At 66.2% G+C, this 16,100-nt stretch carries 13 protein-coding genes; 7 read left to right on the top strand and 6 right to left on the bottom strand.

The genetic code is table 11. The features are described from left to right. Nucleotides 1-3: 3 nt before the first annotated feature. Nucleotides 4-2,127 (bottom strand): ATP-binding protein, encoded by a 2,124-nt coding sequence (locus tag ACODS4_RS23020; RefSeq protein WP_488867959.1) that lies wholly within the window; start codon nucleotides 2,125-2,127, stop codon nucleotides 4-6. A 290-nt stretch (nucleotides 2,128-2,417) separates the two neighbouring features. Here ACODS4_RS23020 and ACODS4_RS23015 point away from each other — a divergent pair, with 290 nt between their 5' ends. From ACODS4_RS23015 to ACODS4_RS23000, 4 genes are all read left to right on the top strand, one after another. Beyond that, complete coding sequence (locus ACODS4_RS23015; protein WP_488867957.1) at nucleotides 2,418-2,795, top strand: response regulator; 378 nt, start codon at nucleotides 2,418-2,420, stop codon at nucleotides 2,793-2,795. Between the two features lie 151 nt (nucleotides 2,796-2,946). Then, complete coding sequence (locus tag ACODS4_RS23010; RefSeq protein ID WP_488867955.1) at nucleotides 2,947-3,606, top strand: exopolysaccharide biosynthesis protein; 660 nt, start codon at nucleotides 2,947-2,949, stop codon at nucleotides 3,604-3,606. Nucleotides 3,607-3,631: 25 nt separating this feature from the next. Then, nucleotides 3,632-4,933: a hemolysin family protein gene (locus tag ACODS4_RS23005; RefSeq protein WP_488867953.1), complete on the top strand. Its 1,302-nt coding sequence runs from the start codon at nucleotides 3,632-3,634 to the stop codon at nucleotides 4,931-4,933. A gap of 42 nt (nucleotides 4,934-4,975) precedes the next feature. Continuing rightward, the gene (locus ACODS4_RS23000) at nucleotides 4,976-5,428 is read left to right on the top strand and encodes a MaoC/PaaZ C-terminal domain-containing protein (RefSeq protein ID WP_488867951.1); all 453 of its coding nucleotides are present in this window, start codon (nucleotides 4,976-4,978) and stop codon (nucleotides 5,426-5,428) included. Nucleotides 5,429-5,442: 14 nt separating this feature from the next. Here the strand turns inward: ACODS4_RS23000 and ACODS4_RS22995 are convergent, their stop codons facing one another. The 3 genes from ACODS4_RS22995 to ACODS4_RS22985 form a co-directional block, all read right to left on the bottom strand. Beyond that, the gene (locus tag ACODS4_RS22995) at nucleotides 5,443-7,476 is read right to left on the bottom strand and encodes a methyl-accepting chemotaxis protein (protein ID WP_488867949.1); all 2,034 of its coding nucleotides are present in this window, start codon (nucleotides 7,474-7,476) and stop codon (nucleotides 5,443-5,445) included. Nucleotides 7,477-7,698: 222 nt separating this feature from the next. Beyond that, nucleotides 7,699-8,625, bottom strand: coding sequence for a response regulator (locus tag ACODS4_RS22990; protein WP_488867947.1), 927 nt, complete (start codon nucleotides 8,623-8,625; stop codon nucleotides 7,699-7,701). A gap of 4 nt (nucleotides 8,626-8,629) precedes the next feature. Beyond that, complete coding sequence (locus ACODS4_RS22985) at nucleotides 8,630-12,031, bottom strand: hybrid sensor histidine kinase/response regulator (RefSeq protein WP_488867945.1); 3,402 nt, start codon at nucleotides 12,029-12,031, stop codon at nucleotides 8,630-8,632. Nucleotides 12,032-12,228: 197 nt separating this feature from the next. On the opposite strand from ACODS4_RS22985, the gene ACODS4_RS22980 reads away from it, so the two are divergent. Further along, entirely contained in the window at nucleotides 12,229-12,630 is a 402-nt protein-coding gene (locus ACODS4_RS22980) for a DUF1636 family protein (protein WP_488867943.1), read from the top strand. 96 nt (nucleotides 12,631-12,726) lie between these two features. Next, a complete protein-coding gene (locus ACODS4_RS22975) occupies nucleotides 12,727-12,990 on the top strand; it encodes a hypothetical protein (protein WP_488867941.1) in 264 nt (87 codons plus the stop codon). Between the two features lie 27 nt (nucleotides 12,991-13,017). On the opposite strand, the gene ACODS4_RS22970 is transcribed toward ACODS4_RS22975, so the two are convergent. Both ACODS4_RS22970 and ACODS4_RS22965 read right to left on the bottom strand, forming a co-directional pair. Further along, the gene (locus ACODS4_RS22970) at nucleotides 13,018-14,046 is read right to left on the bottom strand and encodes a methyl-accepting chemotaxis protein (RefSeq protein ID WP_488867939.1); all 1,029 of its coding nucleotides are present in this window, start codon (nucleotides 14,044-14,046) and stop codon (nucleotides 13,018-13,020) included. Between the two features lie 44 nt (nucleotides 14,047-14,090). After that, nucleotides 14,091-14,258 carry a hypothetical protein gene (locus tag ACODS4_RS22965; RefSeq protein WP_488867937.1) on the bottom strand — a complete coding sequence of 56 codons (168 nt, stop codon included), beginning with the start codon at nucleotides 14,256-14,258 and terminating at the stop codon, nucleotides 14,091-14,093. 272 nt (nucleotides 14,259-14,530) lie between these two features. On the opposite strand from ACODS4_RS22965, the gene ACODS4_RS22960 reads away from it, so the two are divergent. After that, nucleotides 14,531-16,096, top strand: coding sequence for a DUF1800 domain-containing protein (locus tag ACODS4_RS22960; protein ID WP_488867936.1), 1,566 nt, complete (start codon nucleotides 14,531-14,533; stop codon nucleotides 16,094-16,096). Nucleotides 16,097-16,100: the final 4 nt, after the last annotated feature.

Below are 16,100 nucleotides of genomic sequence, written 5' to 3'. Positions count from 1 at the left end.
TGGTCAGTCGGCGCCGGAATGCGCGTCGGGTTCCTGGAGGTGGCGGTTGGTTGCGGCGACGGCGGCGTCCAGCAAGGGCAGCAGAGCCGCAACCCGTTCGGTGTCCATATGTTGATCGTTGATAAGCTTGGCGATGGCGGCGACGCGCGGCGTGCCGAAATTGGCCGCCAGCCCGGCCAGCGTGTGGGCCGCCTGCTTCAACTCGCGTGGGTGGTTGTCTTGCAACGCGGTTTGGATGGCCGACACTTCGCGCAGCGCGGTTTCCGGCAGCAGGTGCAACATGCCGTCCAGGCTTTGGCTGCCCAGCGCCAGCCGCAATTCGGCTTGTTTGACTCGATCCACCAAAGGCAGCCGGGCGAAGGCTTGGCTCTCCGGAGGCGGGCGGCTGGGAACAGGAACGGCGCGCCCGTCGTCCGGGCGGGCGGCAAGGTCAAGGATGACCGCGTTCAGATGATCCCAATCAATCGGTTTGGTCAGATAAGCGTCGAGACCGGCGGTCATGTGGCCGTCGCGGTGTTCGGGCAGGGCGTCGGCGGAAATGCCGACGATGGGTATGCGGGAGATCGGGGAATCCATGCGGCGGATCGCCCTTGCGGTGGCGCGCCCGTCCATCACCGGCATTTCCATGTCCAGCAACAACAGGTCATAATCGGACGCCTGCAACGCGTCCACCGCCGCCTGCCCGTTGACCACCGCGTCAATCCGATGGCCCAGCCGCGTCAGCATGGCGGTGATGAGCATGCGGTTGACGTCGTTGTCTTCGGCCAACAGCAGGCGCAAGGACGGCGTCGAACTGTTGGCGGATTGCGTGACCGCCAGGGTCGCGCGGGCGCGCAGTTCAGGCGACGGCGCGGCTTCGGACGCGCGCGTCTTGACGGAAAAACGGAAGGTCGCGCCCTGTCCGGGCCTGCTTGAAACGGCGATGTCGCCGCCCATCGCCTCGACCAGCCTTTTGCAAATGGCAAGGCCCAGGCCGGTTCCGCCGTATTTGCGGCTGGTGGACGCGTCAGCCTGGACGAAGGCGCCGAACAGGCGGCCTTGTTGTTCCTGCGTCATGCCGATTCCGGTGTCGTCCACCTCGAACCGCAGGGTGATTGACGACGCGTCGCCGTCGCCATTCGGATCGGAGGTCGGCGCGTCGGGCGACCAGACGGAGATCTCGACGCCGCCGCGCTCGGTGAATTTGATGGCGTTCGAGACCAGATTGAAAAGAACCTGCCGCAGCCGCGTCGGGTCGCCGCGCACATGGCGTGGCGTGTCCTCGGCGATGGAGGCTGACAGGCTCAACCCCTTGGCGGCGGCGCGCACCAGGAAAAGCTGAACAACGTCGTCGATCAATCTGTGCAGCGAAAAGTCGATCTCTTCCAGCGCCAGTTGGCCCGCCTCGATCTTCGAGAAATCGAGAACGTCGTTCAGAATGCTCAACAGGGTTTCGGCGGATGAGCGCAGGGTTTTGACGAAGGTCTTTTGTTGGTCGCTGAGCGGGGTGCCCATCAACAGATCGCCCATGCCGATGACGGCGGTCATCGGGGTGCGCAGCTCATGGCTCATCATCGCCAGAAAGCGGGACTTGGCGCGGCTGGCGTTTTCGGCGGCGATGCGGGCCTCGTCCGCCTCTTCCCGCGCGCGGTCCAGATCTTCGGCCAGCGCGAAGGTTTCGGCGGCCAGTTTGGTCAATTGGTTTTGGGCGGCCCGCAGCTCCTGCTCCGAATGGTGGCTGCGGGTGACGTCGGTGCAGGATCCGGCGAACCAGCGCGCGTGGCCATCCGGCCCAAAGATCGGCCGCAGCGACAGCGCGTTCCAGAAGGGCTCGCCGTCTTTGCGGTGATTGAGGATTTCGACCGAGGTCGGGCGGGCTTCGGCCAGGGCCGCGCGGATTTCCGCGACGGTCGCCGGGTCGGCGTCGGGGCCTTGCAGAAACTGGAAATTGCGCCCGACAATCTCTTTGGCCTCATAACCGGTCATGTCCAAAAAGGCGCGGTTGCAATAGACCAATGGCGTGTCGGGAAGGGTGGGGTCGGCGATCAGGATCCCGGCCCCCGTCGCCTCGACCACGGCGACGAGCATGTCGGTGGGCGGCAGTGGCGCGCCATCCTCAATCGTCGGCAGGGTGGGAAATGTGGACACGGCGCGTGAACGTCCCAAAGAAGCGGATGAATCGCAGGATACGGCGTCTTGTCGGTCTTTTCCATCGCCGCCACAGCCAATCGTTCCAGGGCTGCGATGGGAAAAGAACGGGACATTGCGCGGCGAAGGGTGTTTTGTTAACGAAGAGTCAATATTGCGACGTTGAAACTGACATTCTGAAAATTATTTCAGCGCCGTATAAAATGTCGGGCAATGGGGGACGTGGGATGGGTCTGGAGGCAGGAAACGGAGCCCGTCGCATTCGGACGATTCACGATTTGGGCGTCCTGTTGATTGAAGACGATGACTTCACGCGCAAGCTGATTTCGCGGTTGCTGCACGACATCCGGGTCCGACTGGTGTTCGAGGCGTCCGACGGCGTGCAGGCCTTGGACGTTCTGCGCAAGAACGGCCATGATGTGGACATCGCCATCTGCGACCTGGAAATGCCGCGCATGGGTGGATTGGATTTGCTGCACGCTTTGCGCACCGCGACGGGAAACCCGCTGGCGGAATTGCCGGTGATCGTGCTGACCGGCCATCGCGAGGCCGACATGGTCAAGCGGGCCATCGCCTATGGCATTTCCGGTTATCTGGTGAAGCCGGTGTCCAAAACAGATCTGATGAAACGGCTGGGTTTCGCTCTTCAGCAGCGGGCGCAAACCTAAGCCGGACAACCAAGGCCTCGGCTTCAACCCGTGCTGGCGCTTGGGCGCCGTATCCTGTAGAAAGGGCGTCATCGCCGCTGCGCTGCAAAAGGTCCATGGGTCCGCAACATCCGCCACTCGGTCTTCGTCGCTTCAGGAGCCGGGGACTGCCGTGAGCAAAGATCGACCTTCCGGGTCGTCTGACCAAGGCCGTCCGGGCGTTCCGTCCGGGCGCGCGCGCGCTTCCGATCTGCTCAATGATTTCCTCAGAATGGATCATCGCCCCCGCATCGCGCTGGGCGACGTGCTGGCGGCGTTGGGCGACCGCGCTTTTGGCGCGCTGCTGCTGATCCTGTCGATTCCCAACATTCTGCCGGTTCCCGGCCTGTCCACGGCGACCGGCGTGCCGATGGTTCTGATCGGCGCGCAGATGGCCTTTGGCCGTTCCGGCTTGTGGCTGCCGCGTCGGGTGACGGCGGTCACGCTGGACCGCGACGCCTTTCTGGCCGTGATGCGGCGTGCGCAGCCTTGGGCGGAACGGGTGGAGCGCCATTTGCAGCCCCGCCTGCCCGTCCTGGTCGGGGCGCGGGCCGAACGCGGTCTTGGGCTGGCTATCATGCTGTTGGCCACCGTGCTGGCGCTGCCCATCGTGTTCGGCAACCAGCCGCCCGCCTTCGCCATCGCCCTGATCGCGCTTGGGTTGATTGAGCGTGACGGCGTTTTCGTTCTGGCCGGTCTTGTGTCCGGCATCATCGCGCTGGCCATCGTCGCCGCTGTCCTTCTGGGGCTGGGCAAGGCGGGAGGCGCGGCGTGGCTTTATTTTTTCGGCTGAGGGAGCGCCCTTCGGGCATGACGCCATGATCTGGGAATTGTTGGTCATTCTGCTGTTGATCCTGCTCAACGCCTTTTTCGCCATGTCGGAAATGGCGTTGGTGTCGGCGCGCCGCGCCCGACTTCAGCAGATGGCCGAGGGAAGGGGGGGGAAGGGCGCCCGAACGGCGCTGACCCTGTCGGAGGATCCCAGCCGCTTCCTGTCCACCGTCCAGGTCGGCATCAGCGTCACCGGCATCGTCGCCGGCGCCTATGGCGGAGCCACCCTGGCGGATCGGCTGGGGCTGGTGCTGAACGAGGTGTCGTGGATGGCGCCCTATGGCCAGCCGGTGGCCTTCACTCTGGTGGTCGCCGCGATCACCTATTTCTCGCTCATCATCGGCGAGTTGGTGCCAAAGCGCATGGCGCTGGTCGATGCGGAACGAATCGCCTGCCTGGTCGCCGGGCCGATGAGCACGGTGTCGCTGGTGTCCGCGCCGGTTGTTTGGCTGCTGGGCCTGTCGAGCGACGCGGTGCTGAAGCTGCTGCGCCTGCCCACCTTGCGCGAGCAGACCGTGACCGAGGAGGAGGTCAAGACCCTCATCAAGGAAGGCACGCAGACTGGCGTGTTCGATCCGGCGGAACGCCAGATGATCGAAGGCGTCCTGCATCTGGCCGACCGCAGCGTCCGGTCGATCATGACGCCGCGCCCGGATGTCATCTGGTTGGACGTCAACGATCCCATCGACATGGTCAGCCGCGAGATCCGCGACAGCGGCTATTCGCGCTTTCCCGTGTGCAGCGGCGACGTGGACGAGGTGCAGGGCATCGTCTCCACCAAGGCGCTGCTCGACCAGTCGCTGAACGGCAAGCCCTTTGACCTGCGCGCGGCGTTGGCCAAGCCCCTGGTGGTGCATGACGGCACGCCGGTGCTGCGTCTGCTGGAACTCTTCAAACAGGCCAGCGTCCATATGGCGGTGGTGGTGGACGAGTATGGCAGCGTCGAGGGCATCGTCACCATGACCGACATCCTGGAGGCCATCGCGGGCGAATTGCCCGAACTGGGCCAGGACGGCGAAGCCGCCGCCGTGCAGCGCGAGGACGGCAGTTGGCTGGTGGACGGCATGTCCCCGATCGAGGAGGTCGAGACGCTGGTCGGCGTGAAGAACATGAAGGGCGACGGCGATTTCCACACGCTGGCGGGCTTCCTGCTCAACCATTTCGGCCATGTCCCGACGGCGGCGGAGCATTTCCACTGGCGCGGCATCCGCTTCGAGGTGGTGGACATGGATGGTCGCCGCATTGACAAGGTGCTGATTCAACGCGACGCTGAGGAAGCGGAAAGCTGATCGTCGGGAACGTCGCGCAACAAGGCAGGGGAGGAGCGGCGCATGGCCGGTCGGTGGTTTGAGGATTTCCAGATCGGCGACGTGATCGAGACGGAGGGGGCGACCCTGACCGACAGCATGATTATGGATTTCGCCCAACGCTTCGACCCGCAGCCCTTTCACATCGACGTGGTCGCGGCGGCGGCGGGGCCGTTCCAGGGATTGATCGCCAGCGGCTTCCACACCTTGTCCCTGACCTTCCGCCTGCTGCGCGACACCGGGATCATCACCGGCACCGGGCTTGGCGGATCCGGCATGGACGAGTTGCGCTGGCTGTCGCCGGTGCGTCCCGGCGACACCATCCGCGTGCGGGTCGAGGTGGTGGAGACCACGGCGTCGCGTCGCGGCGACCGGGGCACGGTGCGGTTGGCCTACGCCACGCTGAACCAGCGTGGCGAGACCGTGATGACCTGCGTGATGAGCCACATCGTCGCGACCCGCGCGATTTCGGTCTGAGCGAGCGCTCCCTTTTACGCCGCCAGCGCCGCGCCGCTGCGATTGCGGTCGCGGATGTCGGCGACGAAGCCTTCCACGCTGCGCCGCAACTGGTGGGCCTCGCCGATCAGGGCGTCGGCGGTGGCGGCGACCTCGGCGGCGACCGACAGGGTTTGCTGGGCCTCGTCCGACACGTTGGCGGCGTGGGCGTTGATGTCCTCGGTTCCGGCGGCGGCCTGATGGATGTTGCGGCCAATCTCGGCCAAGGCGCTGCGTTGCTCGTCGATGGCGGCGGCGATGGCGGCGGCGGCTTGGTGCAGTTGGTTGACGATGCCGACGATGTCGCGCACGGCGGTCACGGTGCGGTCGGTGTCGGTCCGCACCACGTCGATCTGCGCGGCGATGTCGTCGGTTGAGCGCGCGGTCTGGCTTGACAACAGCTTGACCTCGTTGGCGACGACGGCGAAGCCCTTGCCGCTGTCCCCGGCGCGCGCCGCCTCAATGAAGGCGTTCAACGCCAACAGGTTGGTTTGCGAGGAAATCGCCCGGATGATGTCCACCACCTGAGAAATGCGCAGCACGGCGGCGGCCAACTCCTGGACGTTGTGGTCGGCGCCGTCGGCTTGGGCGGCGGCGGACACGGCGACCTCGGCGGAATGGCCGATCTGTCGGGCGATTTCCTGGCTGGTGGCGTTCATCTCCTCGGTCGCGGCGGCGACCGAACGGACGTTGGCTGAGGCCAATTGGCTGGTTTCGGCGACCGACGCGCTGTGCGCGCTGGTCCGCTGGGCGTTGTCGGCCATCACGGCGGCGGCGTTCCGCAGCCCCTCGATCCGCTCGCTCATGCCGCGCACCATGGTTTGGATGCCGGTTTCGATCCCGTCGGCCAGCGCCAGCATGCTGGCCCGCCGGTCGGCCAACGCCGCCCGCTCCATCTCCTCGCGCTCCGTCCGCATGCGTTCGACCCGGTCGCGATGTTCCTGAAACACGGTCAGGGCGCGGGCCATCGTGCCGATTTCGTCGCGGCGGGCGGCGTCGGTCAGCGCGATGGTGTCCCCGCCGCGCGACAGGGCGTCCATGATCCGGGTGATGCGCAGGATCGGCACGGCGATCATCCGCCCCATCAGGATGGAGGCGAGCAGTCCGACCACCACCAACGCCCCGCCGATGGTGAAAACCGACGCGACGGCGTCCGCCGCCTGGGCGACGGCGCTTTGGCCGATGCGGTCGCGTTCGGCGCTTTGCAGGGCGGAGAGCGCCTCCATCGCCTTGCCGACCTGCTGGCCGTTGGTGTCGAGCACGCCGGTGGCGATGCGCTGGCGTTCCTGCGCGACCTCCGACAGATCGGCGACGTTGCGGCTGTAGACGGCGGCGGTGCCAGCGACCCGACCGACGATCTCGGCCAACGGCGCGGCGTCCGGGCGGGCTTTCAGGGCGGCGAGCGCTTGGGTCAGCGACTCGATGGCCTTGGCGGCGTTCTCGGCGTCGCTGCGCTCGCTGGTCACGGCGAAGCGGCCAACGGCGAGTTGCGCGGTCAGCGACAGTTTCATCACGTCGCCCGCCGCGTCGGCGAGCGGCGGGGCGTCGGTCTTGCGCGCCGCCTCCATCAGGCCGGACAATTGCCCGTTCAACGCCGTTCCCAACCCGCGCAGCAGCGCCACCGAGGCGTCCCGCCGCCCTTGCAGATCCAGCACGCTCTTGAACGCCTCGCCATAGCTGGCGACCAGGGCGCCGATGCGCTCCAGATCCTGGCCTTGCCGGGAATCGCCCGCCGCCGCCTCGGTCAGGGCGGCGGCGATGGCCTTCAGCCCCTGTTGAACCTCGTCCACGCTGGCGGCGTCGCCCTTGGCGAGGAAACGTTCCAGCGCCAGACGGATTTCCAGCATGCCGACCCGCAACTGACGCAGACGGATGTCCTGTTGGGAAATGCTTTCGTACTGGGTCAGAGCGTCTCTGGTCGTCACGATGCCGTCACCCCCTTTCCAGGCGACGACGGCGATGCCGACGGTCATGACGACGCCAAGGCTGACGATCTTGACGGTGATGGGCAAATCTCTGAGCCGGAGCATGGTTGTGCCTTCCTCCCCGGCGGATTTTTGGGTGTGGTTCAGCCCGGCTTGCGTCCCCTCGCCGGTTGGGGGCGGCCTTTTGGGCAAGAATTGGTCTTTTGTGGTGTCTGAGATTGATAGTCTTACGAACAGTTCTGTCGGGTCAATAACTAATTCACAATGAGTTATTTAATTCAATCAAAGAGCGAGGAAATCAGGCGGCGCGGCCAAGGCGCGCGGGCGTCATCCCCGCGCGGCCAGCGCGCGGATGGCCAACGCCGCCGCCGAAGCGCGGTTTTCGACGCCCAGCTTGGCGAAAACCTGTTCCAGATGCTTGTTCACCGTGCGCGGGCTGATGCCCAGAATCTCGCCAATGTCGCGGTTGGCCTTGCCGTTGGCGATCCACAGCAGCACCTCGGCCTCGCGCGCGGTCAGGCCCAGCGCGTCGCGCAGGATGGCCTCCTGTCGCCCGGCGGTGGGTTCGCTGAGCCGGAACAGGAATTCGTCCGGGTTGGCCGGGCTGAGATAGACGAAGTCCAACCGCCGTATGGCGTCGCCGTCGGGAACCTCCAACCGGAAGCTGTCGTTCGATCCGGCGGGGAACTGGCGCAGCCGGTTCAAGCCCGCCGACAGGGTTGTCGCCAGCGGGGAGCATGCGCCGTCCGGGCCGGGCAGCAGGCCGTTCAACAGCCGTTCGGCTTGCGGCGTGCACCACAGCAAACGGCCCTCGCCGTTGGTCGCCAGCAGGAAACGCCCGGTGGCGTCCAGCGCGGCGCGCGCGCCATAGGACACCCGCGCGTTGGTCAGATGGACGCGGATGCGGGCGATCAACTCGTCCACAATGATCGGTTTGGTCAGGTAATCGACGCCGCCCGCCTCCAGCCCCTTCACCACATGCTCGGTGTCGCTGAGGCCGGTCATGAAGATCACCGGCAGATGCGACAGATGGGGAACCTGCTTCAGCCGCCGACAGGTCTCGAACCCGTCCAGGCCGGGCATCACCGCGTCCATCAGGATCAGGTCGGGCGTGATCTGGCCCAGCAGCTCCAGCGCGCTGTCGCCATCCACCGCGACCAGCACGGTCAGATCCGCCTGTTCAATGGCTTCGGTGAGGAATCCCAGCGTGTCGGGCGTGTCGTCCACCACCAGGATCATGTCGCGGCGCTTCATCGGCTCAACTTCCATCGCCGGGGCGGATCGTCGCGGCGATCTCGTCCAGGCTTCGCATGTAACCCTTCAGATCGAAGGCGCGCAGCAGGGCGCGCAACCGCTCGACGACGGGGAGGGCGCTGGCGTCCTCGGCCTCGATCTCGCGCAGCTTGGCTTCGATCCCGCGAATGTAACCGATCCGACCCAATTGGCGCAGGTCGTCGATGTGTCGCGGCCATGATTTTGGCGACGGGGCGGCGGGGGCGGGCGGGGCGCTCGTCTCTGGGCAGGGAACGGGCGGCGACGGATCGGCGGCGTGGATCCATTCCAGCCCGGTCAGCGCCTGGATCTGGTCGAGCAGGGCGTGGATGTCGATGGGTTTGGCGACGAAGGCGTTGTGCGGCGCCCGCCCATCCCCCGGCCCCTGCGCCTCATAGGCGTTGGCCGACACCATGATGATGCGGATGCGGTCGCCGAACAGGCGGCGCAGGCCGTCGGCGACGTCCCAACCGCTTTCGCCGGGCATGGAAATGTCGAGCAGCGCGAGGTCCGGCGCGCATTCCGCCGCCAGCGCCAGACAAGCGGCGGCGTCCGACGCGGTGAACAGCACGAAGCCCAGCGGTTTCAGAATGTCGGTCATCAGCGCCAGATGATCCTGGTCGTCGTCGGCCAGCAGCACCTTGATCGGCGGCCCGGCGAAACCGCAGACGGCGCGACGGGCCGCCACCTCCCCCGGTCGGTGCATCGCTTCGGACAGCAAAAGCCGCACGGTGAAGACGCTGCCCTGGCCCAGCGCGCTGCGCAAAACAAGGTCGCCGCCCATGATCCGGGTCAGCAGCCGGGTGATGGTCAGGCCAAGGCCGGTGCCGGGAATCGTCCGCACGGCGCCGCCATGCCCGCGCTCGAACGGCTCGAACACGCGGTCGAGATCCTCCGGGCGGATGCCGATGCCGCTGTCGGCGATCTCAAACTCGGCGGTTTGGCTGCGGTAGCGCACGGTCAGCGAAACATGGCCCTTTTCGGTGTATTTCACCGCGTTGGACAGCAGGTTGATGAGGATTTGCCGCAGGATCTTGCTGTCGCTGTGGACGTAGGCGGGCAGATGGCGCACCCGTTCATAGCGGAACTCCAGACCCTTGGCGGTGGCCTGGATGCGGAACATGTCGGCCAACTGGTCGAGGAACTCGATCAGGTTGATCTTGTCGCGGCTGAGCCGCCGCAGGCCCGATTCGATCTTGGAGATGTCCAGCAAGCCGTCGATCAGGTTCGACAAATGCTCGGCGCTGCGGCGGATGACGCGGACGGCGTCCTCCGGGCGGGCGGTGGCGTTGCGCTCCAGCAATTGGGCGTAGCCGGAAATTGCGTTCAGCGGCGCGCGAATCTCGTGGCTGACGCCGATGATGTAGCGGCTTTTGGCGGCGTTGGCGGCCTCCGCCACCTCCTTGGCCTTTTGCAGGGCGGCGTCGGTGCGCTCGTGCGCGGCGATTTCGTCCATCAGCATGGCGGTCTGGCGTCCGGTTTCCTCCTCCGCCTTCTGGCGGCTTTCATGGGCCAGAACCAGCAGCCACGCGGCGACTCCGGACAGGATGAACAGGCAGACGAACACGCCGAACAGCGCGGTGTGGATGGCCGCGCGTTCGGCGGCGTCGGCGTTGGCGTATTGGAAATCGATGACCAGCAGCACCCCGCCGATCACCAGGGTGAACAGCGTCATCACCCCGATGAAATGGCCGGTGCGGCTGTGCACCCCCGCCGCGATCCGGCGCGGCAAAACCCCTTGCAGGAACTGGGCGATCTGGTCGGAAAAGCGGCTGTTGGTCTTGCACAGATCGTGGCAGCGCGCCTCCAACGTGCAGCAGAGTGAGCAGATCGGCGCGTCATAGGCCGGGCAATGGGCCATGTCGCGGCGCTCGAACGGGTTTTCGCAGATGGAGCAGCGGATCTCCGCCGTGCCTTCCGGCAGCCCGACGGCGGGGCGGGCGAGGTAATAGCGGCCTTGCGTCTTCCAGGCGATCAGCGGCGCGGCGGCGAAGGCGACGACCAGCCCGAGAAAGGGGGCCAAGGCCTGCGCCACCGGGCCGAGCAGCCCGAAAAAGGCGGTGGTCGAGCACAACACCGACAGCCCCATCGCCCCAACCCCCACCGGGTTGATGTCGTAGAGATGGGCGCGCTTGAACTCGATGTGGCGGGGGCTGAAGCCCAGCGGCTTGTTGATCGCCAGATCGGCGGCGACGGCGCCCAGCCAGCCGACGGCGACGTTGGCGTAGAGGCCCAAAATGCTTTCGATCACGCTGAGAATGCCGATTTCCATCAGCAGCAGCGCCAGCAGCACGTTGAACACCAGCCAGACGACGCGGCCCGGATGGCTGCGGGTCAGGCGGGAAAAGAAATTCGACCAGGCGATGGACCCGGCGTAGGCGTTGGTGACGTTGATCTTCATCTGGCAGACAACGACGAAAATCCCGGTCAGCGCCAGCGCCACGCCGGGCGAACCGAACAGGTCGAGAAAGGCCAGATGATACATCTGAGTCGGTTGCGCCGCGTCCTCCGCCGACAGGCCGTGTTTCATGGCCAGAAAGGCCAGCAGCGACCCGGCGACCAGCTTCAGGCTGCCGATCAGCACCCAGCCGGGGCCGCCAATCAGCAGGGCGCTCCACCAGCGCGCCCGCCCGACCCGCGCCACCGAGGGCAGGAAGCGCAGGTAATCGACCTGTTCGCCGATTTGCGGCAACAGCGACAGCAGCACCGACGCCGCCATGCCGAAGGGCAGCAGCGCCAAACCGTCGCCGCCGCCCAGCGTGCCGGGAACCGCCATCCACGCGGCCAGCGTCGCCGGGTCCAGCAGGGCCAGCGTGGCGAGCGGCGCGCATTGCAGGACGATCCAGATCGGTTGCGTCGCCACCTGCATCCGGCTGATGAAACGGATGCCGTAGACCGCGATGGGAATCACCGCCAGCGAGCTGATGACGTGGGCGATCCAGGCTGGAATCCCCAGCACCATCTGAAGCCCGGCGGACATGATGCTGGCCTCGATGGAAAACAGGATGAAGGTGAAGGAGGCGTAGACCAGCGAGGTGATGGTCGATCCCAGATAACCGAACCCGGCCCCGCGCGCCAACAGGTCGATGTCCACCCCGGCCTTGGCCGCGTGGTAGGTGATGGGCAGGCCGACCAGAATGCTGAGGATGCCGACGGTGAGAATGGCGGCCATGGCGTTGGCGAAGCCGTAGGTCAGCGTCACCGCCGCGCCAATCGCCTCGCAGGCCAGAAAGGAAATCGCCCCCAACGCCGTGTTGGCGACCCGCCACGCCGTCCAGCGCCGCGCCCGTTCCGCCGTGTAGCGCAGGGCGTAATCTTCCAGCGTCTGGTCGGCGGCGAGTTGGTTGTACTGCCGCCGTTCGCGAACAATTCGTTGCCGTGCGCTCATGCCCGCCTGTCGTCTGGATCGCCGCCGTCGCCCGCCGCCCCTGGGGCTGACGGGCATGGTCGGAAGTTTGCCGCCGCTTGGCAAGCCGCGTCGCAGGCGGGGCGGGTGATGGTTGACAAAGACGCTCGGCCATCGCTAGCACTGGGCGGTCGCGCGGGCCATCCTGTCCGGTCGGCGATCATTGCGAAAGCGGTTCCATGCCTGTCGAGCTTCTTGTTTGTGACACCTGCCGCCGCGAGGGCGATTCGCCCGACGCCACGCCCCGCGCGGGCGCGCAATTGGTTGCGCTGATGGAACAAGCGCTGGCGGACAACCCGGATCTGGCGGCCAAGGTCCGGCTGCGCCCGCAAAGCTGCCTGATGAGCTGCCGCCGCGCCTGTTCGGTCGCCGTGCGCTCGCCGGAGCGGATGAGCTATGTGTTGGGCGATTTTCCGCCGGACGACGGCACGGTCGAAACCCTGGTCAGCTATCTGCGTGCCTACGCCGAGACCGCCAACGGAATCGTTCCGTTCAAGCAATGGCCGCAAGGCGTCAAAGGTCGTTTCGTCGCCAGAATGCCGCCCTTCGCCGACGCGGCGGCGGATCGAAGCAAGACTTAGGTCTTTGTTCGCATCAGCACAAAGAGCCGTTTGACAAGCGGGCGTTGCGGTCGTCATATTGTTGACGTTACGAACAAACGCGCGGAGGCTCCGGCCATGAAGATCGAACAGGATGTCCTGGCGTTCGCCACCTCCCTGCTCCAGACCGCCCGCGACGCCGAACGCCGTAATGGCTGGGAATCGGGCGACCTGTTGCGCACGACTTTGCGCCTGCTGGTCGTGGCCGGGGCGGACAGCCATGGTTGGACCGCCGAAGACTTGACCGACGAGGTGCGCGATCTGGTTGAGGCGGTTGACCTGCGCAACGCCAGCGCGGTGTCTGGAGTTTTCGACTGCCACGGGATGACGGCCACCCATTGACCGCGCCCTTTCTATGAGCAAAGCGCGTCAGGGCGCCTGCACGATGACGCCGAACCAGCCCAGCCCCTTGTAGGTCTCGTACCCTGGCGTCAGCGCGTAGCCGATCAGCTTCCCGCGCGGGTCGGTGTAATGGCCCATGCCGCCGCCGTCGCGGCGCAGCGGCACGGTTTCGGTCAGCACGCCGTGACCGTCCGACGAGGCGATCACCCGGTGGCGGGCGTCGAGCAGCAGACAGCGCGAGCGTTCGCGCTCCTCCTCCTCCAACCGCACCCCTTGCACCACGGCGGCGGCCTGCGGCTCCCAATCAAAGAAGATGCCCAACACGCCCAGAACCTCGCCGTTCGCTTCGCCGTCGCGACGGATGGCGGTGGCGTAGGTGGCGACCACCCGGTCGTCCAGAATCTTGTTGCGGGTGACGTCGCCGACGATGAATTCCCCGCCGTTGCGGGTGGCCAGCGCCTGCCGGAACCATGGCTCGTCCGCCACCGTCGCGGTTTGGGCGTTGCGGTAGCGGTCGGGGCGCCCGTTGGCGATCACCCGGCCATCGCGGTCGGCGATCCACAGATCCAGATAGACCGTGTAGGATTCCAGGATCACCCCCAACCGCCGGGCGGCGTGGCGGCGGGCGTCGTCGGTCGGGGCGGCGGCGCAATCGACCATGGCGCGGTCGGTCGCCCACCAGCGCACGTCGCAGGAGCGTTCGTAGAGATTGCGGTCGATGATCTCGATCATGTTCAAGGACAGGTCGGCCAGCCGCTTGCCATGCATCTCCTGCACGATGGCGCTGCCGGTCGTGGTCAGGTGATCGACGCGGGCGACGATTTCCGACCGCAATTCCTTGGTGATTCCGTTCACTTGGGTGGAGATTTCCGACACCTCGTTCGCCACCACGGCGAAGCCCCGGCCATTGTCGCCCGCCCGCGCCGCTTCGATCAGGGCGTTCATCGCCAGCATCTTCATCCGGCGGGTGATCTCCTCGATCCGCGACACCTTCTGCGACGCGACGTCCAACACGCCGCGCGACAGATCGAACAGGTTGTTGCCTGGGTTGGTCATGAGCGTCCCCTTGCCGTGTGTGATGCGATGGGCTGTGGCGAGCGTCAATTTTGCGGGTCGAGACTCCAGGCCGCCTCGCGGCGAAACAGGCGCCGCGTGTCTTCACGCAGAGCATCCCAGGACAGCCCGCGCCAGCGCGGGGATTGCTGGCTGTAACGGGCGAACAGAAGCCGGGCGTCCCGGTCTTGCGTTGCTGCGTCGTTGTTCGTCATCGCCGCCTCCGGTGGAAAAGCAGGGCCGCCATGCTGCGATGCAACAACTGTGACGCCAATCTTCTTTCCAAATCGTTACCAGAGTATGGCAGTTATCGCGAATTCCGTTGCTCTCAATTGTTTCTGATTTATTGCAAAATGCATTGCATTTTAGTGAATTTCTATTGAGCGCGGTGGCGGTCATGTTGGCCGATGCCCTGAAAAGGTAACATCCCACGACGTGTGGCTTGTTCCATGATGGCGCTCTTCGTGGCGCCCACGGGATCCGATCCATGGATGACAGCTTTTCAACCCGTGCTTTGACCCGCTTGGCCTACGGTCCCAAACCGGGGGAGGCCGAGGCGTTGCGGTGGATGGGCCTGCCGCGCTGGCTGGACGAGCAATTGTCCCCCGACGATGGGCAGGACGAGGCGTGCCAGCGGAGTTTGGCCGCCTGTCGGCTGCGCATCAAATACGACGCGGGCGACGGTTGGGCGGCGGTGGAGGAGATGCGCCCGCTGGCCAGCCTGACCAAGCCGATTGACGATCTCTGGCCGCTGTCGGACGGCAAAAAGCCCTTCGCCGGGCCGGAACGCCAGTTTCCCCGCCTGGAGGTGACGGCGGCGACGCTGATTCGCGCCGTTCACAGCCGTTGGCAATTGCGCGAGGTGCTGGTCGATTTCTGGCACAATCATTTCAACGTGTACGCGGGCGAGCAGGCGGTGGCGGCGGCCCTGCCCAGCTATGACCGCGACGTGATCCGCCGCCACGCGTTGGGCAATTTCCGGGAGTTTCTGGAGGCGGTGGGCGGCAGCGCCGCCATGCTGGTCTATCTGAACAACCGCTCCTCCCGCGCCGGAAGCGCCAACGAGAATTACGCCCGCGAACTGTTCGAGTTGCATGGTTTGGGCCGCGACGCCTATCTGAACGCGCTTTACAACAAATGGCGCGAGGTGCCGGGCGCGCAGGCGGGCAACCCCGCTGGCTACATCGACCAGGACGTCTATGAAGCGGCCCGCGCCTTCACCGGCTGGGCGGTGGAGGATGGCGCGGGTCTGGGCGGCGAGCAACGTTTGCCCGCGACCGGACGCTTCGTCTATGTCGAAAGCTGGCACGACAATTACCAAAAGCGCGTGTTGGGCCGGGAGTTCGACCCCTTCCAGGCGCCGATGGACGATGGGAAGCGGGTGTTGAGCCTGGTCGCCGATCACCCGGCGACGGCGCTGCACCTTTGCCGCAAGCTGTGCGCCCGGCTGCTGTCGGACGACCCGCCCGACTCGCTGGTGAAGGCCGCCGCGCAGGTCTGGACCGAAAATCGCCGCAAGCCCGACCAGATTCGCCGGGTGGTGCGCGCCATCGCGCTGTCCCGCGAATTCGCCGACCATCAGGCCAGCAAGGTCAAACGCCCGTTGGAGCTGGTCGCCTCCTTCGCGCGGGCGACGTCGGTTGATTTCACCGCGACCAACGGCCTGATCGGCGAGTTGGACGGCAGCGGCCAGCGCCTGTTCGGTTGTCCGCCGCCCACCGGCTACCCGGATCGGAATGAGGCCTGGTTGGGCGCGGCGGCGATGCGCCGTCGTTGGACCCTGCTGCTCGGGCTGGCGGAAAATTGGTGGAAGACCGGGCCGCTCGACACCGGCCTTCCCTTTCCCGGGCCGGTGACGGCGCAGGAGGCGACGGACGGCTGGCAACGCGCGCTGCATGGGGCCGCCCCTGATCCCGCCGTCACGCAAGCGATCTTGATCGGCATGAAGCTCGACCCGGCGGCGACGCTGACGCCGGGCGCCAAGGATGGCGACGCCAAGCTGCGCCGTCTTGCCGCCTACGTCGCCATGGCGCCCCGATTCCAGGCGCGTTGAAGGG

The organism is Azospirillum sp. FG154 (genome assembly GCF_057809575.1).
Note: the sequence above shows the minus strand (reverse complement) of the source record. Positions and strands in the feature narration are given on the sequence as shown.

Bases quoted from the DNA above. Each gene is read 5' to 3' on its own strand.
- ACODS4_RS23005 (WP_488867953.1), top strand. From the start codon at position 3,632: ATGATCTGGGAATTGTTGGTCATTCTGCTGTTGATCCTGCTCAACGCC.
- ACODS4_RS23000 (WP_488867951.1), top strand. From the start codon at position 4,976: ATGGCCGGTCGGTGGTTTGAGGATTTCCAGATCGGCGACGTGATCGAG.
- ACODS4_RS22995 (WP_488867949.1), bottom strand. From the start codon at position 7,476: ATGCTCCGGCTCAGAGATTTGCCCATCACCGTCAAGATCGTCAGCCTT.
- ACODS4_RS22990 (WP_488867947.1), bottom strand. From the start codon at position 8,625: ATGAAGCGCCGCGACATGATCCTGGTGGTGGACGACACGCCCGACACG.
- ACODS4_RS22985 (WP_488867945.1), bottom strand. From the start codon at position 12,031: ATGAGCGCACGGCAACGAATTGTTCGCGAACGGCGGCAGTACAACCAA.
- ACODS4_RS22980 (WP_488867943.1), top strand. From the start codon at position 12,229: ATGCCTGTCGAGCTTCTTGTTTGTGACACCTGCCGCCGCGAGGGCGAT.
- ACODS4_RS22975 (WP_488867941.1), top strand. From the start codon at position 12,727: ATGAAGATCGAACAGGATGTCCTGGCGTTCGCCACCTCCCTGCTCCAG.
- ACODS4_RS22970 (WP_488867939.1), bottom strand. From the start codon at position 14,046: ATGACCAACCCAGGCAACAACCTGTTCGATCTGTCGCGCGGCGTGTTG.
- ACODS4_RS22965 (WP_488867937.1), bottom strand. From the start codon at position 14,258: ATGACGAACAACGACGCAGCAACGCAAGACCGGGACGCCCGGCTTCTG.
- ACODS4_RS22960 (WP_488867936.1), top strand. From the start codon at position 14,531: ATGGATGACAGCTTTTCAACCCGTGCTTTGACCCGCTTGGCCTACGGT.